At 57.0% G+C, this 20816-nt stretch carries 15 protein-coding genes and 1 pseudogene; 7 read left to right on the top strand and 9 right to left on the bottom strand.

The annotated features are described in order from the left end of the window. Positions 1 to 19 precede the first annotated feature (19 nt). Genes KGP24_RS12615 through KGP24_RS12605 form a run of 3 tightly spaced genes read right to left on the bottom strand, consistent with a single transcriptional unit; the run spans position 20 to position 6526 of the window. Positions 20 to 2197: a virulence factor SrfC family protein gene (locus tag KGP24_RS12615; protein WP_223560665.1), complete on the bottom strand. Its 2178-nt coding sequence runs from the start codon at positions 2195 to 2197 to the stop codon at positions 20 to 22. Beyond that, positions 2194 to 5175, bottom strand: a complete 2982-nt coding sequence (locus KGP24_RS12610) for a virulence factor SrfB (protein ID WP_223560664.1) — start codon at positions 5173 to 5175, stop codon at positions 2194 to 2196. Before KGP24_RS12610 ends, KGP24_RS12615 begins: the two co-directional genes overlap by 4 nt. Before the next feature lie 4 nt (positions 5176 to 5179). Next, on the bottom strand, positions 5180 to 6526 hold the full coding sequence (locus KGP24_RS12605; RefSeq protein ID WP_223560663.1) for an SrfA family protein: 1347 nt from the start codon (positions 6524 to 6526) through the stop codon (positions 5180 to 5182). 283 nt (positions 6527 to 6809) lie between these two features. Here KGP24_RS12605 and KGP24_RS12600 point away from each other — a divergent pair, with 283 nt between their 5' ends. Further along, entirely contained in the window at positions 6810 to 8408 is a 1599-nt protein-coding gene (locus KGP24_RS12600) for an ABC transporter substrate-binding protein (protein ID WP_223560662.1), read from the top strand. 55 nt (positions 8409 to 8463) lie between these two features. After that, complete coding sequence (locus KGP24_RS12595; RefSeq protein WP_223560661.1) at positions 8464 to 8697, top strand: YdcY family protein; 234 nt, start codon at positions 8464 to 8466, stop codon at positions 8695 to 8697. Positions 8698 to 8700: 3 nt separating this feature from the next. Here the strand turns inward: KGP24_RS12595 and KGP24_RS12590 are convergent, their stop codons facing one another. Beyond that, a complete protein-coding gene (locus KGP24_RS12590) occupies positions 8701 to 9150 on the bottom strand; it encodes a DMT family transporter (RefSeq protein ID WP_223560660.1) in 450 nt (149 codons plus the stop codon). Beyond that, positions 9147 to 9665: a GNAT family N-acetyltransferase gene (locus KGP24_RS12585; RefSeq protein WP_223560659.1), complete on the bottom strand. Its 519-nt coding sequence runs from the start codon at positions 9663 to 9665 to the stop codon at positions 9147 to 9149. Before KGP24_RS12585 ends, KGP24_RS12590 begins: the two co-directional genes overlap by 4 nt. 148 nt (positions 9666 to 9813) lie before the next feature. Here KGP24_RS12585 and KGP24_RS12580 point away from each other — a divergent pair, with 148 nt between their 5' ends. The 3 genes from KGP24_RS12580 to KGP24_RS12570 all read left to right on the top strand — a co-directional run bounded on the left by KGP24_RS12580 (position 9814) and on the right by KGP24_RS12570 (position 12419). Then, complete coding sequence (locus KGP24_RS12580; RefSeq protein WP_223560658.1) at positions 9814 to 10389, top strand: helix-turn-helix domain-containing protein; 576 nt, start codon at positions 9814 to 9816, stop codon at positions 10387 to 10389. Positions 10390 to 10454: 65 nt separating this feature from the next. Then, complete coding sequence (locus KGP24_RS12575; protein WP_223560657.1) at positions 10455 to 11495, top strand: NADP-dependent oxidoreductase; 1041 nt, start codon at positions 10455 to 10457, stop codon at positions 11493 to 11495. Positions 11496 to 11750: 255 nt separating this feature from the next. Continuing rightward, positions 11751 to 12419, top strand: a complete 669-nt coding sequence (locus KGP24_RS12570) for a GntR family transcriptional regulator (RefSeq protein ID WP_223560656.1) — start codon at positions 11751 to 11753, stop codon at positions 12417 to 12419. 111 nt (positions 12420 to 12530) lie between these two features. Here KGP24_RS12570 and pqqU read toward each other — a convergent pair whose 3' ends face one another. Beyond that, entirely contained in the window at positions 12531 to 14645 is a 2115-nt protein-coding gene (gene pqqU, locus KGP24_RS12565; protein WP_223560655.1) for a TonB-dependent receptor PqqU, read from the bottom strand. 242 nt (positions 14646 to 14887) lie between these two features. Between pqqU and KGP24_RS12560 the strand changes: the two genes are divergently transcribed. Next, positions 14888 to 15949 (top strand): YncE family protein, encoded by a 1062-nt coding sequence (locus KGP24_RS12560; RefSeq protein WP_223560654.1) that lies wholly within the window; start codon positions 14888 to 14890, stop codon positions 15947 to 15949. A 49-nt stretch (positions 15950 to 15998) separates the two neighbouring features. On the opposite strand, the pseudogene ansP reads toward KGP24_RS12560, so the two are convergent. After that, positions 15999 to 17476 (bottom strand): annotated as a pseudogene (ansP, locus tag KGP24_RS12555) (L-asparagine permease). Between the two features lie 304 nt (positions 17477 to 17780). Further along, complete coding sequence (locus KGP24_RS12550) at positions 17781 to 18695, bottom strand: LysR family transcriptional regulator (protein ID WP_223560653.1); 915 nt, start codon at positions 18693 to 18695, stop codon at positions 17781 to 17783. 108 nt (positions 18696 to 18803) lie between these two features. On the opposite strand from KGP24_RS12550, the gene KGP24_RS12545 reads away from it, so the two are divergent. Beyond that, positions 18804 to 19202 (top strand): cupin domain-containing protein, encoded by a 399-nt coding sequence (locus KGP24_RS12545; protein WP_223560652.1) that lies wholly within the window; start codon positions 18804 to 18806, stop codon positions 19200 to 19202. On the opposite strand, the gene KGP24_RS12540 is transcribed toward KGP24_RS12545, so the two are convergent. Beyond that, positions 19199 to 20734: a methyl-accepting chemotaxis protein gene (locus KGP24_RS12540; protein WP_223560651.1), complete on the bottom strand. Its 1536-nt coding sequence runs from the start codon at positions 20732 to 20734 to the stop codon at positions 19199 to 19201. The genes KGP24_RS12545 and KGP24_RS12540 overlap by 4 nt on opposite strands. Positions 20735 to 20816 lie beyond the last annotated feature (82 nt).

Below are 20816 nucleotides of genomic sequence, written 5' to 3'. Positions count from 1 at the left end.
ATGGCTGCGGGCCGAAATCTCAGCGTAATAACGCCTGTAAGGCCCGGCGAGCACCCGGCTGAACATCATGTGGATGCTGGTAATCAATGTTCTCTATCGCGCGGCTATAGAGTGCGACCAGCCAGTCGTAAACGTACGCGGTGGCCGCATGCACAGGCTGTTCTCCCAGGCGCGTCAAACGAGGCTCCGCGCTGCTGACCACCGGCGTAACGAAGATTGCCTGACCCTTGCGGATGCGGCTTGCCGGACGTGTAGCCACGGGCGTCTGGTCAAAACCGAGCCAGCCAATGAAATTGCCCATCACTGCATGCAGCTGCGCAGCGCTACTTTTATCCGCTTCGACAATGCGCTGAAGCTGTTGAGGCAGATCCAGCCGGTAGCTGGTGACCACCAGCACATCCGCGATTTGCTGTAATACCGCAGGCTCCAGCCCAAGGCGTGCAGCCGTGGCCTCATTGCGGCTCCACTGGCGCAGATGATTTATCCAGACTCTGTGCGCCAGGCGCGCTTTATCTTTTGTCTGGAACAGTCCGGCGCTTTCCTGGGCGCTATCGGCAAACAGGTCAATGGCGTCCGTAAACAGCCCGTTCACCTGCTCCTCGCGGGGCTGCTGAACGGCGAGCAGCGTTTCAAAGGCTTTCAGCGGCGGCAGCAGGCCTTCAAGCAGTTCGCCGTGGCGGGCGGCGCTGCTTTGCAGCGTGCGCACCATGTTTTCGGCCTGAGCACGTCTTGTCCCCGGCTCCTCAACCAGCGGCGCCAGATAGCTTTGCATCAGCGACGAGAGCTCCTGTCGCAACAGGCCTTTCAGCGTGCTGAGACGCTTTTGTCGCTGCGCGGGCAGCGTGGCCTGAGACAGCCATTCGATGACGCGCTGCATGCTGTGGCTGTCCAGCGCCTGCAGCGTGCCCCAGCGCAGGCCAGGCTTCCCGAGCAGATGCTGTACGGCTTCATCGAGATTCTGCCGGGTGGTAAAGCGGGCGTCATGCGGAGTGATCGCCCACACCAGCCCCGGCAGGGCAGATTCTTCAGCAGGCTGCGTCTCCTTGACCCAGTTCATCAGCACTTTTGCTTTTTTTGCCGTCTGCTCGTGATGCGCCGTCGCATTACAAATCACCAGCACATCCGGCTGAAGCTGTTGACGGTAATGCTCGAGCAGCCACTGGGACTTCGCCTGGCGTAGCGGGTCGGCACGGTTATCTTCAAAAACCGGGATATCAATAATATCGACGTTATCCAGCGCGCCGTTCTCCACCGGCAGCACCAGCTCGCGGGTCAGGAAGGCCAGCACGTCGACGGGGATGCTGATGGCGTTAAGCATTTCGCCGCTATTCAGCGGATGAAGCAGCGTCTCCTGCGCGTCCTGAAGGTCTAACGTGCCGTCGTGCGTCAGGAACCCTTCACCCGGCAGCCCAAAGCTGTCCACCAGCAGGCTAAGCGGGGCAGCAAGCTCGCAGGCATGGCTGGTCTGGTGCAGCACATGGGCCATTTTTAACCACTGCTGGGTCAGCTCCTGCTGCTCGCCCCACAGCAGCGACCAGACGCTGGCCCGCGTGCTGAGATCGAGAGAAGGCACCAGCCGGGCGAACTCATGCCACAGGGCATCATCAATTTGCTGCTTAGCGGCGGGTACGGTGCTTTGCCAGAAGCGGGCAATCGCACCCACTTCCTGAGCCGTGATCCCGGGCACGCCCTGCGGCTGGCGCAGCCCGCGCCATTTCTCCAGACGTGTCTCAATGACCGCCTTATCTACCGCGCGCATCTGTGGATGCAGCGTCGTTCGGGCAATAAACAGCTGTACCAGCTCGGCCTCGGTGACCAGGCTCAGACGCAGCGGGAATGCCTCATCCGCCACCTCCGGGTTCTCCCGGGTGAAGCGGACCGCCATGTTGGTCAGGGCATGTCCCGGATTGATATGCGAAAAATAGTCAAAGGTGCGCTGGCCCGGCGTCACGTTCAGGCGTCCATTACCGCTGCCGCACAGAGACAGCAGCAGGTGCGCTTTCGCGCTCTGCGAATGACCGTAAAGCCCAACGCTGCTCTGGCGGGTCATGGCGCGTTCAATGGCCTGCTCCCGCGCCTGCGCCGCGTTGATGCGAGCAAGCAGGGCGTCAGCATCGTTATCCAGCACAGGGGCGTTCAGGCGCGTCTCATTAATCCACCCGATTAAGGCCTGAGTGGTGGTCGTCGTCGCTGTCATTTCAGGTATACGCTCCCGCTGTCGATCCAGTAGTGGCTACCGCTGTGTCGGCGATCGGCCAAAGTATTCAGTTTGAAGGTTAATGCGTCAGGCGCAACCGGCGTGCCGTCCTGCAGCCAGGCATCGCTCAGCTCGAAGGCCTCAGGCCCTTCCTGCTTGCTGCCGCCGCAGAGTTTGAGCCGCACGTTCAGCACGCCGTCACCGGCAATGGCTTTCGCCAGTTCAGCCGAGTTGATGCTGAGCGTGTAGAGCGGCGTGGCGGGCCAGCGCGCGTTCGCCAGCTGGCGGAAGCCGAGGGTGACGCTACCGCGCAGCGGGAAGTGCAGACGTGCGTCGAGTTTCGCGCCGGGTTTATCAAGATCGATATCCTGATACCAGACGTTTTCCTCGCGCAGGGTATTGACGGTGTTATCCAGCACGCCGAGATACCGCACGGTTGAATACGCGCCAATGTCCGCGGCTTTAAAGTTGAAGCGCGGCAGGCGCAGGTCGAGCGCCAGGCTGCAGAGCATGGCTCCCACCGCGGCTGTCGATTTCGGGTTGCCAATGCGTCCCTGCTGGCTGAACGGATACCACTCGTGCACCTGGTATTTATCCAGCCAGACGATGCGGTTGACCGGCACCGGCTGCAGATGACGAATGAGCGCCTGAACGCCGGGCAGGCAGCCGGGGCGTCCGGTGATCAGCAGAATGTCGCAGCTGTAATGGGATATCGCCTCGCACACCGCGTGAAGCGGCGAGGCCAGCGTAAACTGCCCGGCCAGCATCGCATCCTGCATTTCGCGGAAATTCACGTGCAGCGGCACGGCGAACAGGTCAAACGCGTCTGAACCCGCAGGCAGGGCATGATCGATCGCCTGCTGCAGGTAATTCATCACGTTACGGGTCGGTTTCTGCGCCACGAGATCGCCAAAGGTGGCATGCAGACCGGCCAGCGGATCGTCAACGTCGCTCGATTCCCACGCGGCAAGAATGGCATGGCCAATCGGCATAAAGAGCTGAAGCGCCGTTTGCTGGCGAAGTACGGCCTGGGTATCGATGCGCCCGGAGTCGCCGAACAGCGAAGCCATCAGCAGCGAGGCGTCCGCAATGCCGGATTTCTGCAGCTGCGTTTGCAGGGCAGGCAACACGTAGCGCTGAATCACGTCCAGAAGCGTATCGTCACCCGCGACCTTAAAGCCTTCACGGAACAGCAGCTGCGGGGTGATCTTGACGTTATTGCCGGAACCGTCATCCAGCTGGTAATGGGTGATCGCCATATCCGTTGTGCCGCCGCCGATGTCGATAGACGCGACGCGCAGCGCGCGCCCCGGCTGGCTACCCGGCTCTGGCTCACGGTCCGGGCGGGCGAGGGAGGCGAAGAAGGCTTCGGTCTGACCGCCAAAGCGGGAGATCGCTTCGTTATACAGCCAGACCAGTTGACCGCAGCTGGCTTCATCCCACTCCATCTGGATTTCAGGAACCGGCACCACGCTTTTATCCTGCTGTTTGCGGGTGACAAAATCCTCATCCTGCGGGTGCCAGCCCATCGCTTTCCAGACGATGGCGATGGCTTCAAACATGCGGCGTCGGAAAATCTCTCGCTCCTGCTTTGGCATGGCCGAGGGCAGGGTCAGGATCAGGGTGCGGAGCTGTCGCGGCGATGCCGGGAAGCCCAGACGCAGGCGCGTGGCGACGCTGTTGATCTGCCCCAGCGCCTGTGCCAGCAGCTCGCACAGCATGTGCGTCATCAGCGTACTTCGGCTGTACTGCGGCGAGAAGACCGGCAGCCGCTCGTCCTGCGGCAGCGTGAAGAGCGGCTCGCCGTCATCGTTCATCAGGTTCATCAGCGGAAACGCGGTGGCAAGCGGTTCACGCTGGGTTTTGCTGTTCATCTGGCTAAAGCGCCAGTCCTGCACGACCGGCGTTTCATCCCACAGGTAGCGACGCGGGCTGGAGATGCCGCTGTTGCCTTCGGTCCCCAGACGCTGCATCGCCAGCTTGCGGGCTTCATCACCCACGCGAACAATCGACGGCCAGACAAAGGCATCTTCGCGACCGCTTTCAACAGAGAAGTGCTGCTTGCCAAAGCGCGCTTCCGAAAACTCAAGACGGCTGGTAAACAGCGGCGCATTCAGGAACTGCGGCTCGCTTAGCGAGCGGACCTGCAGCTCGGCGGTCTGGCGCAGTCCATCGTTTGCATCGCCGTGGTCTTCAATAATGACGCCGCAGGTGTGGGTATTGCCCACGTCGAGGATCAGGTCGACCGGAATGGCAGGCGTGCTGAGCGTATGGGTAACAAATTTCACTTCCGGCACGGTAAGCTGTTCACCGAGCATGGTCATCAGGTTAAGCCAGTGGGCCTGATATTCAAACCCGCGCATCGCCTGCTGGAGATCGCGTTCTGAGCGGTTTTCAACGCCGTCGGCATACTGGGTAAATGCCTCGCGCAGCCAGCCGTCAATCCAGGTCTGGTCGAGGAAACTTTCAACCTCATTGTCTCGCCAGGCCAGCGCGAATCGGGTCCCGTTCAGAATATCGTTTTCCACCGGGGAGAGGGCTGACGTGGCGTGTTCGGCAATCTGGCTGTCAAGGGCGAGAGTGACGCGGTGCGTATTGCCTGCCGTGTCGGGTGTATCCAGCCTGCGCACCTGAACGCGGGCCCAGTTATCCGGCCCCTCAACGAAGGTTCGCGGAGGGTTGAAGCGCAGGAACGGAACCGGAAGCCAGACGCCGTCCAGTACCGCCAGGGACTGATGCAGCGGGATGGTGGTTTCCGGTTTAACCACTTCAGGCTGCCCGCCGTTCGTTCCCGGCACGGTATAGCGCCCGTTAACCAGGTCGAAATCGAGTCGCAAAAGCGGGCCGTTCGCGGTTTTACGTACGAAGCGCCCGTTGCTGGCGGTGTCCTGTGGCGTCAGCCCGAAATCGAGAAACTGCACACCGCTGTTGGCAATAAGCGTGACGCTTTGTTTATAGTCGCAAAGATTTACCAGCATAGGATCAGGCACCTGCTTTCTTGAACGTCAGTGGAACGACGGTATTGGCATCATAACGGGCGCGACATTCTGCGATATCGCTGGCGCCTGCTTTACAGGCAACCTCCGGCATCGGGTAGCGGGAGCCGTCGGTGCATCGGGCAGTACCGCGACTTTTAATCATCAGCTCGCCGTTGCTGTGCAGGCCGGAGAACACTTCCGCGCGACAGACAACGTTGTCGCCATGGACAACCCGGGCGAAACCTTTATTGTTCTGGATCTGATAACGCATTGACGGCGGTTTGCCGGTGACCGGATCTTTCACGTCGAGAACCGCACGCCAGGTACCGTTCAGGAAACGCGTCGATCCCGCTTTCACCTGATTCGCTTCCATCACCATGGCGTCTTTCGGGATGGCGACAATCACCACCGGGGCAGGCTGTGGCGCAGGCACCGGAGCGGCTTCTTTTTCTTTGCTTGCCAGGACCTCTGCCTGATGCAGCGGTAATTTCAATGCCAGCGGCTCAACCGCCTTGATCGGCTTCGGCGCAATCTCCACGGGCTCAGGTGCGGGCGCCGGTGCAGGCTCAGCGGAAGGCGACTGTTTTGGCCACAGCAGCGGTGCGGCAATGGCGGCAACGATCATGGCGGCAACCGGCAGCGTCCACAGGGGAACGCGGCGCTTTTTCGCGACGATCGGCACAGCCGGTTCCTGAACGGGTTGCGCAACGGCCGGTGCCGGCTCAGGCTCATACAGTTCTTCCGGCGTGATGCGCACCACCGTGGAAGGGGCGATCAGCGGCTCGTCGGCGTGTTCAAAGGCCACCACCGGTTCTGGCTCAGGCTCGGGCTCAGGATCTTCAATCACAACGGGGGCGGGCTCAGGGACCAGCGATTCACGCAGGCAGTCGAGAACATCGTCGCGCGCATTTTCGTTCAGGTTTACAAAACCCCAGAAGCTGATGACCGGCTTTCCGTCCACCAGGAAGAGGAAGTTCTCACCCGGGAACTGAAACGCCTTCGACAGCAGAGAACCAAAAAGCTGCTGCGCGGTTTTGGGGGACTGGAGGCATTTCTTGCTTAACGACTCAACGCTGGCCAGCGTGTTTTCCAGATAGCGCAGGGCGCGATAACGGTCATCCTCATCGGCCGCTTTCCAGCTGGTTACGCTCCCTTCAACAGGGGAATACCAGTCCACGCGGTCACCGCTGTCGTTGACCTGAGGAATAGCCAGACAGTCGACGATGGCCTGTTGTTTGCGCAACCGGAGCGCTTCCCGGATTTGTAACGCTGATTCAAAAACGGCTTGTCCGCCGCCGCCAACGGCCTGAAAGTCATCCAGGTTACCGCTGCGTAAAAGAGTTTTTGCCACGATTTGATCCCATATACTTCTTCACACCGTTACTTTAACGAAACGAGGAAGCAACCAAACGGGGGAAGAGACGCTAAAAGGACCGATTTCTTGCGGCATAGAAAGTGACGGTTGTGCTTGACGAATAATGGCCCTTAAGGCAAATCACCTTTTCGGGCGCTGACTGTTAAAACAGCAAAAAACGCGGCTTTAGAATAACCTGATAGTGTTTCGTTATTTGCCAGGTCATATCGCCTGTGCTGTTATTACTGTCTTATATAATAAAACTATCAGGGTTATAACCATGTCTACAGGGAAAACACTGCTCGCCCTCGCGCTGAGCGCTCTTTTACCAGCCGGTGCCGCATGGGCGGCAAACAACGACACCCTTATTTACTGTTCAGAAGCGTCCCCCGAGTCCTTCAACCCGCAAATCGCCAGCTCTGGCCCGTCGTTTGTGGCCAGCTCGCAGGTGCTGTATAACCGCCTGATCAATTTCGACCCGGTGAAAAACACCCCGGTGCCGTCGCTGGCGGAGTCCTGGACGATCTCGCCGGACGGTAAGACTTATACCTTTACCCTGCGCAAAGGGGTGAAGTTCAACAGCAACAAATACTTCAAACCGACGCGCGACTTTAACGCCGATGACGTTATTTTCTCGGTCATGCGTCAGAAAGACCCTAAACACCCGTATCACAACGTGTCGCAGGGCAACTACGAATACTTTAACGATGTCGGGCTCGATAAGCTGATTCAGGACGTGAAAAAGGTCGATGATTATCACGTTCAGTTCACCCTCAGCGAGCCCAACGCCGCGTTTCTGGCCGACTGGGGGATGGATTTCGCCTCCATTCTCTCCGCCGAATACGCCGATGCGATGCTGAAAAAAGGCACGCCTGAGAACGTAGACACCTGGCCGATTGGTACCGGGCCTTATGTCCTGCAGCAGTACAAGGTGGATTCGCTGATCCGCTATGTTGCTAACCCGAACTACTGGGAAGGCGAGGTGCCGACTAAGCATCTCATCTTCTCCATCACGCCGAACGTGGAAACCCGTCTGGCGAAGCTGCAGACCAACGAGTGCCAGATTATTCCTGCACCGTCCCCGGTTCAGTTTGACGTCATCAAGAACAACAAAGACCTGACGCTGCACTCGGTCGATGCCCTGAACGTCGGCTATCTGGCGTTTAACACCGAGAAAAAACCGTTTGATAACGTGCTGGTGCGTCAGGCGCTTAACTACGCGACCGACAAGAAGGCTATCGTCAATGCGGTCTTTATGGGGTCCGGTACGGTGGCAAAATCGCCGATCCCGCCAAATATGCTGGGCTTTAATAAAGACCTGAAGGACTACAGCTACGATCCAGAAAAAGCGAAAGCGCTGCTGAAGCAGGCGGGGCTGGAGAAGGGGACGGAAGTCACGCTGTGGTCAATGCCGGTTCAGCGTCCGTATAACCCGAACTCGCGCCGTATCGCGGAGATGATCCAGAGCGACTGGGCGAAAGTCGGCGTGAAGGCCAAAATTGTCTCTTACGAATGGGGCGAATATCTCTCCGGAATGCGTAAAGGCGAACATGACTCCGCGCTGTTTGGCTGGATGTCTGATAACGGCGACCCGGACAACTTTGCTGACGTGCTGCTGGGCTGCAACAGTATCAAAACCGGATCAAACGCCGCGCGCTGGTGTGATAAGGGTTATGATGATCTGGTGCAAAAAGCGAAGCTGACCAGCAGCCCGGCCGAGCGCGCAAAACTCTACGGGCAGGCGCAGGAGATCTTCTATCAGCAGGCGCCGTGGATCGCACTGGCAAACGGGAAAACGTTCTATGCGACCCGCAGCAACGTTACCGGATACAGCGTGAGCCTGATGGGCAGCGATTTCTCGAAAGCGAAGCTAAACTAAGCGTTTTATTGCCCGGTACGGCGTGGCACCACCGGGCACATAACAAGGAGTGACAATGTCACGTTTAAGCGAAGTTACCGCCCGTGTGGATGCCGCCATTGAAGAGGGCGTCATCACCCATATGAACGAACTGCTGATCGAATTAAGCGATGACGCAGAGCTGAGCCGTGAAGAACGCTACACCCAGCAGCAGCGTCTGCGTACCGCGATTTCGCACCACGGTAAGCAGCATAAAGAGGAGCTGGACGCGCGTGAGGAACAGCTGACCAAAGGCGGCACTATACTGTAACGATCAAAACTGGCGTCGTGCCACCAGCCAGGCCCCGACAACCAGCATCACCGCGCCGCACACCGGGCCGATCAGGGCGCGGAGCGGAATGCCGTTGCTCCTCAGCACGTCCATCACCAGCCCGCCAATCAGCTGGCTTGCTACCAGCACGGCAATAGTCGTCGCCGCGCCAAGGTTCTGATATCCGCTGATGCTGGCAAACACGAAAAATGACCCCAGTAGCCCCGGGATAAGCGTCCACCAGCGCACCGTTGCGGCCAGCTCGCTAAATCCGGCGGCGCCCTGTTTCAGCAGCAGAATGCTGACAAACAGCACAATGCCGACCAGGGAGTTCAGCAGCATCGCGATGAGAATGGTGGAGGAGGACTGGGTGATACGCACCATCAGTGTGTTCTGCACCACCAGACCGATCCCCGCCGCCACCAGAAACGCCAGCGTCAGTGACTGATTCATGGGATAGCGTCCGGATCGCTGCGCTCGTCCAGCTGCAGCTGCATAAAGGTTAAGTCCAGCCAACGGCCAAACTTGGTTCCCACCTGCGGCATCTGCCCCGTAGTGACAAAACCGAGCGTTTCGTGGAGATGAATAGAGGCATGGTTTTGCGCTTCAATACCGGCCACCATCACGTGTTTACCGATAGCACGGGCCTCGTTTATCAGCGCGATCATCAGCGTGCGGCCAATGCCTTTGCCCTGATGGTCCGGGTGGACGTAGACCGAATGCTCAACCGTATGACGAAACCCGTCGAAGGCGCGCCAGTCGCCGAAAGAGGCGTAGCCGGTAATCGTACCGTCTTCCTCACTCACCAGAACCGGGTAACCCGCGAGCGCGCGCGCCTCAAACCACGCGATTCGGTTATCGGTATCGACGATTTTATCGTTCCAGATCGCGGCAGTATGCAGCACCGCGTGGTTGTAGATTTCTCCTATCGCAGCGCAGTCTTCCTTGCAGGCATGACGAACGATCATGATTAACCCTCTGTGTGTTGTTCACTATAGTATTACGATGTAGCTACGATATTACACAACCGTGTTACCCGATCGCTACGGCATAAGCCATATTTTTTTGTTATCAAAAGCCCATTGAAAAGCCGTTCATACACTATAGTATGACGTCATGAACACCATAACAGACACAATGAATCAACGGATTAGCGCAAGAATTCGCCTTGAACGCGAGTCTCGCGGATGGTCCCTGAGCGAGCTTGCTGACCGGGCAGGGGTCTCTCGCGCGATGATCCACAAAATAGAGCGCGGAGACAGCAGCCCGACAGCCACCTTGCTGGCACGTCTGTCAGGCGCGTTTGGCATCAGCATGTCCACGCTCATTGCCCGGGCCGAGATGCAGGAAGGAAAGCTGCTGCGCCTGGCAAATCAGCCCGTCTGGCGCGACCCGCAGACGCACTATCTCCGCCGCCATATTTCTCCCCGCACCGATCTGCCCATCGACCTTGTTCAGGTTGAACTGCCTGCGGGCAGCGATGTTCCGATGCCTGCATCTTCTTACGCGCTTGCACGTCAGCTTATCTGGCTCCAGTCCGGTGAGCTGGTGTTTCAGGAGGGCGACACGCGCCACGAAATGCACGCCGGAGACTGTCTCGAGCTGGGGCCGCCAAATGACTGCAGGTTCATCAACGAAACGAATGAAACCTGTGTCTATCTTGTTGTACGGCTGAACCAGTCCGGCTCGTAATGCTAATGCGGTAACGCCGATCGTGAGCCAGGCTGTAATGACATTTGTACCAGAAGGAGATCCCGATGAATCAACCTGTTTCGCAAAATCGCCGCTGGGTACTGGCCTCGCGTCCACAGGGCGCGCCGGTCGCGGAAAATTTTCGTCTCGAAACGCAGCCTGTTCCTGCCCCCGCCGAGCGGCAGCTTTTGCTCCGCACCGTCTGGCTGTCGCTGGACCCGTACATGCGGGGCCGCATGAGCGATGCGCCATCCTATTCCCCTCCGGTTGAGATTGGCGCGGTGATGGTGGGGGGAACGGTCAGCCGGGTTGAGCAGTCAAACCATCCCGATTTCAAACCGGGTGAGTGGGTGCTGGGCTACAGCGGCTGGCAGGAGTATGAACTTTCAGACGGTAGCGGCCTGGTGAAGCTGGGCGAAAATCCGTCACATCCTTCCTGGGCGCTGGGTATTCTTGGCATGCCGGGCTTTACCGCCTATATGGGATTGCTGGATATCGGGCAACCCAAAGCGGGTGAAACGCTGGTGGTTGCCGCGGCGACGGGCCCGGTTGGCGCAACCGTCGGGCAAATCGGCAAAATCAAAGGTTGCCGTGTGGTCGGCGTCGCCGGTGGCGCTGAAAAATGCCGCCATGCCGTTGAGGTACTGGGGTTTGATCTGTGTCTGGATCACCACGCGGCCGATTTTGCCGAACAGCTGAAACACGCCTGCCCGAAAGGAATTGATGTCTATTATGAAAACGTCGGCGGAAAAGTGTTTGACGCCGTGCTGCCCCTGCTTAACACCTCTGCCCGCGTGCCGGTTTGTGGCCTGGTAAGCGGCTACAATGCGACGGGCCTGCCTGAAGGGCCGGATCGCCTGCCGCTCCTGATGGCGACCATTCTGAAGAAACGCATTCGTATGCAGGGCTTTATCATCGGCCAGGATTACGGGCACCGCATTAAGGAGTTCCAGGAAGAGATGGGGCGCTGGGTGCAGGAGGGGAAAATCCACTATCGTGAACAGGTGACGGACGGGCTGGAAAACGCACCTGAGGCGCTGATTGGCCTGCTGGAAGGACGAAACTTCGGCAAAGTCGTGATTCGCGTCGCGAGTGACAATAAATAAAGAGTACGATGGCGGGGTTTCCCGCCATATTTATTTGTGAAGATACGATATATTGTCTTTAATTAATGGACATGGCATTTCGCGCCTGCATCCCGAATGGGCCCGAAACCGATAAAAAATAAATTTTGCTTTTTTTTGCTGTTTTTATGTACTTCCCACCACCAGGCATGACGATACAGGATATATCGTACCGGCGTCGTTTTATTAAAACTGGCGTTTAAAAATAGCATTAAGTTTTAGCTACAGGAATTCCACATGCTTGATTTGGATCACTTAGAAAAAGCCCAAAGGGTTAGTCTTACCATGCAGGTTGAACTCAGTCTGAAAGGTGCGTTAATTACAGGCTCACTCAAACCTGGGGCACGACTGATTACGAAAGAGATCGCCGATAAATTAGGAACCAGTATTACCCCGGTTCGCGAGGCGCTTTTGCGCCTGGTGTCAGCAGGGGCTTTACACGCCACGCCCGCGCAGGCATTTCTGGTTCCGGAGGTCACGCTGGAGCGTTATAACGAGATTAACGCTATCCGCAAGCAGCTTGAGCCCATGGCAGTCGCCGCAGCCTGTCAGAATATGTCTGATAGCAAGCTGGAGACATTGCGCAAACTGTCGGATGCCTTTCATGAGGCCATGCGCAACGGAAACGTTCAGCAGGCTCTTCATGCAAATCGGGTCTTCCGCTTTACGCTTTATCAGTATGCGGAAATGCCGACGCTCAACGCCTTAATTGAACAGCTCTGGGTGCGCATCGGGCCCTGCATTAACTATCTGCACCAGGAGCTGAACGACATTAAAGAGTCAGCGTATCACTACGAGGAGCTGCTTTCCGCTCTGGAACGCCGCGATGTCGATTCCAGCCAGAGGGCGATTGATAAGTTGATTGACGAAGCGAATGTGCTTTTACAGCGACAATATTTTAACTGAGAGATTATTTAGCAAAGCGACTATATACCGCACCTAATTATTTATCTGGTGAATAACTCCTGATGGTTTATTGCCATCAGGAGGGTTATTTCGTTTATACGTCAACGTGACTTATTCGAAGCGATAAGAAACCGACAGCCCGACGCCGTAGTTACGGCCAGGTGCAGGCTCGTAATAACGGCCGTTCGACTCGTTGACAATAACCGAGCCAACGTATTCTTTGTCAAACAGGTTATCGACGCGGCCAAAGACGTCCATGCCCCAGTTGCCATAGTTGAATTTATACCCGGTATTCAGCCCGACCACCGTATACGACGGCGCTTTCGCCGTGTTCTCGTCGTCGGCCATGATGTCGCTCATGTAACGCACGTCAGTACCCGCGTACCAGCCTTCTTCCGGCTGCCAGCCAAATGAAGCGTAACCCATGTTGCGGGCGATGCCCGGCATCCGGTTACCGTTGCAGCTAGCGTCGCCGCAGACGTTGGTACGATAGGTGGCGTCCAGGTAAGTCCACGCCAGCTTCAGCTTCCAGTTCTCAGCAAACTGCTGATCGAGGGAGACCTCCACACCCTGACGACGGGTTTTACCGGCATTTTTATAGCTGGTACGTCCGCCCGCGCTGGCATCTACCACGATCTCATCATCCGTATCGGTGCGGAACAGGGCTGCGGTCAGCAGGCCATTGCCGATGCGGGTTTTGCTGCCCACTTCATAGGTGTTGTTAGTGGATGGCTTCAAGCCAATGTTCAGACCGCCCTGGTTATCGGCGCGATACGAGAGTTCGTTGATGGTTGGCGTTTCGAATCCACGCCCTGCGGCAGCGTAGAGGTTCCATGCGTCCGTCACCGCATACTTCACGGAGCCAGCCGGGAGCCATTTGTGATAGCTCGCGTCACCGCTGTCATCACCGTTGCCCGGCGTAACGTAATGGTCGTTGGAATCAAACCAGACCGAGCTGTAGCGCACCCCCGCATCCACGGACAGCTTCTGCGTCAGCTGCCAGCTCGTTTGCAGGTAAGGGTCAACGTTCCACATAAGGTTACGTTCGTTTCGACGCTTGTCACCCTTCACGCCGTAATCCGGCACGCCGTTGTTCATCACGAAGTTCTCGTATCCGCGACGATCTTCGCTCAGGTTTTCGTAGTTCAGACCGGTGGTAAAGGTGACAGGTACCAGCAGCTCGCCGCGGTGCGTCCAGCGGGTATCAATGCCCTGATAATGACGCTGCATATCAATCACCCCGCCGGAGTGGGAGGGTTTGAGCTGCGGCTGATACGGAATCGACTGGTACTGCGTCATTTCGCGCTCACCGGCGTACATCATCACGCTGAGGTCGTCCTGCGCGCTGAGCTGGCGATCGTAGCGCAGACCGGCCTGGGTCTGTTTGATGGTCTTACGCGTGTTGTACTGATCGCCACGCGGAGACTGACGCGGATTATTCTGCCACTCCTGATAGCTCAGACCGCCCGGATCGTTGGCCTTCATGTCCACGCTGTTGAAAATCAGCGTCAGCTTGCTGACGTCATCAATACGCACGCCCAGCTTCGCATTGGCCAGATTTTTCCGCGCGCCGCTGTGGTCACGGTAGCCTTTGGTGGTGAAACGGGTGGTGGAAACGGTGTAATCCACATCGCCCGCGTGGGTGCCGTCACCCATCGCGCCGGTGGCCTTCATGCCGTAGCGCCAGGTACCGTAGCTGCCGTAATAGCTGCTGGCTTCAATGGTCGGCGGCTGCTGACCGGTCTGGGTGTTGATGTTAATCACGCCACCGGAGGCGTTGCCGTACAGGGCAGAGAAGGGACCGCGCAGCACTTCAACGCTCTCCACGCTGGAGAGATCGATGTTGGAGGTCTGGCCCTGTCCGTCCGGCATGGTGGCAGGAATACCGTCGACATACATACGGATACCGCGCACGCCAAACGTTGAGCGTGCGCCAAACCCGCGCATCGAAAGCTGGAGATCCTGGGCGTAGTTCTGGCGGTTCTGAATTTGCAGTCCCGGGACGCTGCCGAGGGATTCAGAGAGGTTGATGCGCGGCGCGGCCTGGCGCATGTCGTCGCCATTGACGACGCTGACCGCGGCCGGGGTATCCAGTTCCGATACGGTTTGCGGCGTGGCGCTGACGATCATGGTCTGTTCCTCCGCGCTCATTGCGGTTAGCGGCGCGAAAGTAACGGGAACCAGCAGCAGCGGGAGAGAGGCCTTACGGGCAGAAATGATTTTCATGAATAAAACCGGTTGTGGTGTGTAAACGAACCAAATGGAACATGTCCATACATGTTAAAGGTTTTGTAAATGTTTTGAAAACTATAACCGCACATTGCGTTAATGAAAGGCGAGATGTGAAAGAAAAACTCCACATTCAGTTGATTAATGATTACTATTCTCATTATCAAAAGGCGATGCCATGACGTTGCCTGCCGGAAGTGATGTCAGCCCAAACCCCTCTTTTCAGAAAAGGAATTGTTATGTCTTTACGTCATCTGTGCTCGCCGCGTCTGAGCCTGTCGCTGCTGTCTGCCACTTTACTGCTTGCCGGGACGTTCCAGGTGCATGCCGCCGAAGAGGTGCTGCGTAAAGCGGTGGGCAAAGGGGCGTATGAAATGGCGGTCAGCCAGCAGGAGAACGCGCTGTGGGTGGCGACCTCGCAAAGCCGTAAAACCGATAAGGGCGGGGTTATCTATCGCCTTGACCCGATCACCCTGGATGTGACGCAGGCGATTCATAGCGATCTGAAACCCTTTGGTGCCACCTTTGACAAGGCGACTCAAACGCTGTGGTTCGGTAACACCATCAACGGCGCGGTGACTGCCATTGATGCGAAAACCGGCGACGTGAAAGGGCGTCTGGTGCTTGATAATCGCCAGCGCAGTGAAACCGTCAAACCGCTGCAGCCGCGCCAGCTGGTAGCGGATGACGCGAGCAATACAATTTACATCACCGGCGTCGGCAAAGAGAGCGTGATTTGGGTCGTGGATGGCGCAACGCTGAAGCTTAAAGAGACAATTGCAAAAACCGGTACGTACAGCACCGGCCTGGCGCTGGATGCGCAGGCAAAACGTCTGTACACCACGAATGCGGACGGCGAGCTGGTGACGATTGATACGGCCACGAACAAAATCCTGAGCCGTAAAAAAGTGCAGGATGACGGAAAAGAGCACTTCTACCTGAACCTCAGCCTCGACACCGCCGGGCAGCGTGCCTTCCTGACCGATTCAAAACAGCCTGAAGTGCTGGTGGTGAGCCTGAAAGACGGCAGCGTGATCGAGAAAATCGCCGCGCCAGAGTCCCTGGCGGTCCTGTTCAACCCGGCCCGCAATGAAGCCTATGTGACGCACCGTGAAGCCGGTAAGGTGAGCGTGATCGACGCGAAATCTTATAAGGTCACAAAAACCTTCGACACGCCGGTCTACCCGAACAGCCTGGCTCTCTCTGCGGATGGCAAAACCCTGTACGTGACGGTGAAACAAAAATCGACTCGCCAGCAGGAAGCCACCCAGCCTGACGACGTCATTCGTATCGCGCTGTAAATAAAAAAGGGAAGGCAGTTGCCTTCCCTATTTGATGCTTACTGGATACTTAACGCGAGGTTTCTTCTACCAGCGGTGCGTCGTGTTTTTCATCGTCGTGATGAACCGGCGCGGTGCTGTGGATCTCGTGAACGCGCTTACGCACGCCGAACCAGCCGGCAATCAGCAGCACGGCCAGCAGCGGAATGGTCGCGATGGTGTAGGTACCGTTCGGGTAGTCAAACGCCATCAGCACCAGCACGCTGAACAGGAACAGCAGGGTGAGCCAGGAGGTCACCGGTGCGCCCGGCATCTTGAAGCTCACATCAGCCGCTTTGCCTTCTTTGATCGCTTTGCGCAGACGCATCTGGCAGACCACGATGAAGGCCCAGGAGGCGATAATCCCCAGTGCAGCCACGTTCAGAACGATCTCAAATACGCGGGACGGCACCAGATAGTTCAGGAACACGCCAAAAACGTAAACCACCAGCGTTGCCAGAATCCCCGCATAGGGAACCTGCTGCTTGCTCATCTTCGACATGAACTTCGGCGCAGAACCGCCCATCGACATGGAGCGCAGGATCCGGAGTTCAGGCTGGAGAGCGCCGCCGTCAGGACCACGATGTTCATGATGCTGCCCACGTAAGGCACGCCGAGCTTAGAGAAGAAGGTCACGAACGGACTCTGACCCGCCTGATAGGCAGTCCACGGGAGAAGCAGAACCAGCAGCACCACGGAACCGACGTAGAACAGACCGATACGCCAGATCACGCTGTTAATGGCTTTTGGCACCATCGTCTGCGGATCTTTACATTCACCTGCTGCGGTGCCCACCAGTTCGATAGAGGCGAAGGCGAACACGACGCCCTGAACCAGTACCAGCGCAGGCAGCAGACCGTGCGGGAAGAATCCGCCGTTGTCGGTTATCAGGTGGAAGCCGGTGGCATTGCCGTCCAGCGGTTTGCCGCTGCCGAGGAAGACGGTACCCACGACCAGGAACACCACGATGGCCAGCACTTTTACCAGCGCAAACCAGAACTCCATCTCCGCGAACCACTTCACGCCGATCATGTTCATGGTGCCGACAATCGCCAGCGCGCCAAGCGCAAAGACCCACTGCGGCACATCGCCAAACGCGCCCCAGTAGTGCATATAGAGCGCAACGGCGGTGATATCGACAATACCGGTCATCGCCCAGTTGACGAAGTACATCCAGCCCGCAACGTAGGCCGCTTTTTCACCGAGGAATTCACGGGCGTAAGAGACGAAGCTTCCGCTGGAAGGGCGATGCAGTACCAGTTCGCCCAGCGCGCGTAGAATGAAGAAAGAGAAGATCCCGCACACCAGATAGACCAGGGCGAGAGCCGGGCCAGCCATTTGCAGACGCGCACCAGCACCTAAAAACAGACCCGTTCCGATAGCGCCGCCGATGGCGATCATTTGAACCTGACGGTTGCCCATCGCTTTGTGGTAGCCCTCTTCGTGGGAGTTCAACCAGCGACGTTTAGCAGCATGATGATCGGCTGCGCTTTTATTGCTTGTTTTCATTGAGTTACCTGTTTGCCTGTCTGAACCATTATCGTGATAGTCCTGTCTGGCAGAGCGCAATACAAACGATTGCTTCTGCGCAAACACATGTCGCCTTCCCAGTCATTCTGCGTATGGATAAGGCGAAACATGGCGAGGCATCCTACCTGCAATTCATAAGCGACGCAAAATATAACCGTGCCGAAAGTGATGCACGTCGAAGGAAATCGTGTGGTCAGAGCAGACGGCGATCACAACACGCTGAATCGTGGTGAGTTTTTAGACAAAACGGTCGGTGGGTTGATTGTTTAATCATCAGATTCGCTTAATTATTACCAGACGGTAAAGATTTTGACTGCTGCAGAGCATCTAACAGTAACCTGAAGGCTGTAGTGTGCTGGCGACGGCTCGGATAATAAAGGTGATACCCCTCGAAAGTAGGGCACCACGATTCAAGGACCCTGACCAGCCGTCCGTCACTCAGCGCCCCCAAAACCGACGCCTCCGGCACGTAGGCTAATCCGAGGCCATGCTCAGCGGCGTCGATGCGCTGCGACAGGTTGCTCAGCGTAAGCTGCCCCTCAACCCGCACGCGAAGCTCGCGCCCGTCGCGTTCAAATTCCCAGTGATACAATCCCCCGCGCGTGGGCAGGCGCATATTGATACAGCGGTGGTCAGCGAGCTGCTCCGGCGTCTGCGGTACGCCAAAGCGTGCCAGATAATTCGTGGAACCGACCACGGCCATGCGCATATCCGGCGCGATCCGTACCGCAATCATATCTTTTGCCACCTGTTCACCCAGGCGTACTCCCGCGTCGAAACGGCCATCCACGATATCCGTCAGGCCGTTATCTACCGTCACTTCGACGTTAATTTCAGGATACTGCACCATAAAAGCCTTCAGTACCGGCCAGAGCACGGAGTCCATCGCGTGCTCGCCGGCGACGATGCGGATAGAGCCTGCGGGTTTGTCGCGGGTGCTACGAAGCGCCGTGAGTTCCTGTTCGATCTCCAGCAGATGCGGGCTTAAGCGCGAAAAGAGCTGCTCACCTGCTGGCGTCGGAACCACGCTGCGGGTTGTGCGGGTTAACAGGCGAACGTCTAATCGCGCTTCAAGCTTGCGCATGGCATGGCTTAGCGCCGATTGCGAGACGCCCAGCTGCGCCGCCGCGCGCGTAAAGCTGCGCTCGCGGGCGACTACCATAAAAGAGAGCAGGTCGTTGAAATTATCTTTTAGCATCGCGTTTCTATTTATGAATTTAAGTCATGTGTTCTATCTGATTATGCACCCTAATGCTCCGGATTGCTTTGCGCTACTGTTAACGCAACAGCCAACGAGGAGCATAAGATGAAAATTATCCGCAGCGGGTCATTACCTTCGGCAAAGGGACCGGAAGCCTGGTTTACCGGCACCGTTCGCATTGACGCGCCTTTTCAGGCGACCGAACCTGCCAGCGTCGGCGGGGCAACCGTGACCTTTGAGCCGGGTGCGCGCACCGCGTGGCATACGCATCCCCTTGGACAAACGCTGATTGTGACGCAGGGGCGCGGCTGGTTACAGGAGTGGGGCAAAGCGGCGGAAGTATTGAATCAGGGCGATATCGCCTGGATCCCACCGGGCGTAAAGCACTGGCACGGCGCGAGCGCGCAAACGGCGATGACGCATATTGCCATCGCCGAATCCGTTAACGGCAGCCCGGTAACATGGCTGGAAAAAGTGACCGACGAGCAGTACCCGAACGGCTAACCGCCAAAAACGGCAATCGCCTGCTGCAGGCGCGTGGTGCGCTGCGTCAGGTGATTCGCGGCATGAGTGACGTTATCCACCATTCCCGTATTGTTGTGGGTCATTGCGCCGATACGGGAGATGGATGCGTTAATGAGCGTCAGCGCCTGGGTTTGCTCCTGCGTGGCGTGGCCGATCTCCTTAATCAAGGTGGAAACCTGCAGCACGTTGTCGATCATCACCGTCAGCTGCGTTTCGGTTTGTTCTACTTTCTCCACCCCAGCGTTGACGCTGGCGACGTTTTTCTCAATCAGCGTTTTAATCTCTTTCGCCGCCGTCGCGGAGTGCTGCGCAAGGTTGCGCACCTCAGCCGCCACCACGGCGAACCCGCGCCCGGCTTCACCCGCGCGCGCCGCTTCCACGGCAGCATTCAGCGCAAGAATGTTTGTCTGGAAAGCAATACGATCGATAACGCTGATAATATCGACGATCTGGCTGTTATCCTGCGACACGGATTGCATCATACCGATGGTTTCTTTCATCATCGCTTCACCGCGGTGGGCGCTGTCGCGGGTGCGATCCGCCATCTCCGTGGCTTCTTTCGCGGTTTCTGCCGTCTGCTTTACCGCACTGGCGATCTCTTCCACCGCTGACGCGGTTTGCTGCAGAAAGTCTGCGGTTTCCTCAGAACGCGTCTGCAGTGCAGCACCTTCTTTCGCGACCTGCTGGCTGATGGTGCCAATCCCGCTGATTTGCGCCCCGACATCGTCAACCAGCGAATTCAGGTTCAAACCTGATTGATTTACCAGGCGCATCATCAGCCCGATGTCATCGATCCTGTCAAAATGGTAATAGTCCGTTTTACGTCCTGAAACCACGCGCTGCATCTGCTGCACAATGGATTTTAACGGAGTGGCGATCTGCGCATGAAGATACCAGGCCAGGGAAGTAAACAGCAGCACCAGACTTGCCGATTGCACAAATTTATCAGGGAATAAATACACCGCCAGGCAGGAGAGTAACGCCGTCGTCGCAATACCAAGATGAATTCGTTTACGGGTGCTGAGACATTTAAAAAGCGACATAAACGAAAATAAACCGCGGCGAACCAGTAACCCTTTATAGAAGCGGTAATGTTTTAATTCGTTATTACGCACTTTTGCATACAGTTTTTCACTGGCCGCAATCTCTTCCCGTGCGGGTATATTTCGCACGGAAATATACCCCGTCAGGGATCCACCCTGCCAGACCGGCGTCACGTTAGCCCGCACCCAGTAGTGATCGCCATTATGACGACGGTTCTTCACCAGCCCCGTCCAGGTCTCACCTTGCTGCAGGGTAAACCACATGTCACCAAACGCTTCGGCAGGCATATCGGGGTGGCGGATGAGGTTATGCGGCTCACCCAGAAGATGTTCTTCTTTATATCCGCTGGCTTCAATAAAAGCGGAATTAGCATAGGTAATATGACTTTTTGTATCGGTGGTCGACATTAACGTCGAACCATCGTTAAGCAAATACTCGGATTGTGTAACGGGAATGTTACGCCTCATGAGTAACTCCATGATGATGTGCAAGAATAAAAAAACGTCCGGAAAACGCTCCGGTAAGATGAATATGATTATTTTTTATAAC

The organism is Enterobacter sp. JBIWA008 (assembly GCF_019968765.1).
GTDB lineage: Bacteria > Pseudomonadota > Gammaproteobacteria > Enterobacterales > Enterobacteriaceae > Enterobacter.
This window is presented reverse-complemented; position numbering and strand designations above follow the sequence as displayed.

What these genes read in the sequence shown, in the direction of transcription:
- KGP24_RS12615 (WP_223560665.1), bottom strand. Translation starts at nt 2,197, where the DNA reads ATGACAGCGACGACGACCACCACTCAGGCCTTAATCGGGTGGATTAAT.
- KGP24_RS12610 (WP_223560664.1), bottom strand. Translation starts at nt 5,175, where the DNA reads ATGCTGGTAAATCTTTGCGACTATAAACAAAGCGTCACGCTTATTGCC.
- KGP24_RS12600 (WP_223560662.1), top strand. Translation starts at nt 6,810, where the DNA reads ATGTCTACAGGGAAAACACTGCTCGCCCTCGCGCTGAGCGCTCTTTTA.
- KGP24_RS12595 (WP_223560661.1), top strand. Translation starts at nt 8,464, where the DNA reads ATGTCACGTTTAAGCGAAGTTACCGCCCGTGTGGATGCCGCCATTGAA.
- KGP24_RS12590 (WP_223560660.1), bottom strand. Translation starts at nt 9,150, where the DNA reads ATGAATCAGTCACTGACGCTGGCGTTTCTGGTGGCGGCGGGGATCGGT.
- KGP24_RS12585 (WP_223560659.1), bottom strand. Translation starts at nt 9,665, where the DNA reads ATGATCGTTCGTCATGCCTGCAAGGAAGACTGCGCTGCGATAGGAGAA.
- KGP24_RS12580 (WP_223560658.1), top strand. Translation starts at nt 9,814, where the DNA reads ATGAACACCATAACAGACACAATGAATCAACGGATTAGCGCAAGAATT.
- KGP24_RS12575 (WP_223560657.1), top strand. Translation starts at nt 10,455, where the DNA reads ATGAATCAACCTGTTTCGCAAAATCGCCGCTGGGTACTGGCCTCGCGT.
- KGP24_RS12570 (WP_223560656.1), top strand. Translation starts at nt 11,751, where the DNA reads ATGCTTGATTTGGATCACTTAGAAAAAGCCCAAAGGGTTAGTCTTACC.
- pqqU (WP_223560655.1), bottom strand. Translation starts at nt 14,645, where the DNA reads ATGAAAATCATTTCTGCCCGTAAGGCCTCTCTCCCGCTGCTGCTGGTT.
- KGP24_RS12560 (WP_223560654.1), top strand. Translation starts at nt 14,888, where the DNA reads ATGTCTTTACGTCATCTGTGCTCGCCGCGTCTGAGCCTGTCGCTGCTG.
- KGP24_RS12550 (WP_223560653.1), bottom strand. Translation starts at nt 18,695, where the DNA reads ATGCTAAAAGATAATTTCAACGACCTGCTCTCTTTTATGGTAGTCGCC.
- KGP24_RS12545 (WP_223560652.1), top strand. Translation starts at nt 18,804, where the DNA reads ATGAAAATTATCCGCAGCGGGTCATTACCTTCGGCAAAGGGACCGGAA.
- KGP24_RS12540 (WP_223560651.1), bottom strand. Translation starts at nt 20,734, where the DNA reads ATGAGGCGTAACATTCCCGTTACACAATCCGAGTATTTGCTTAACGAT.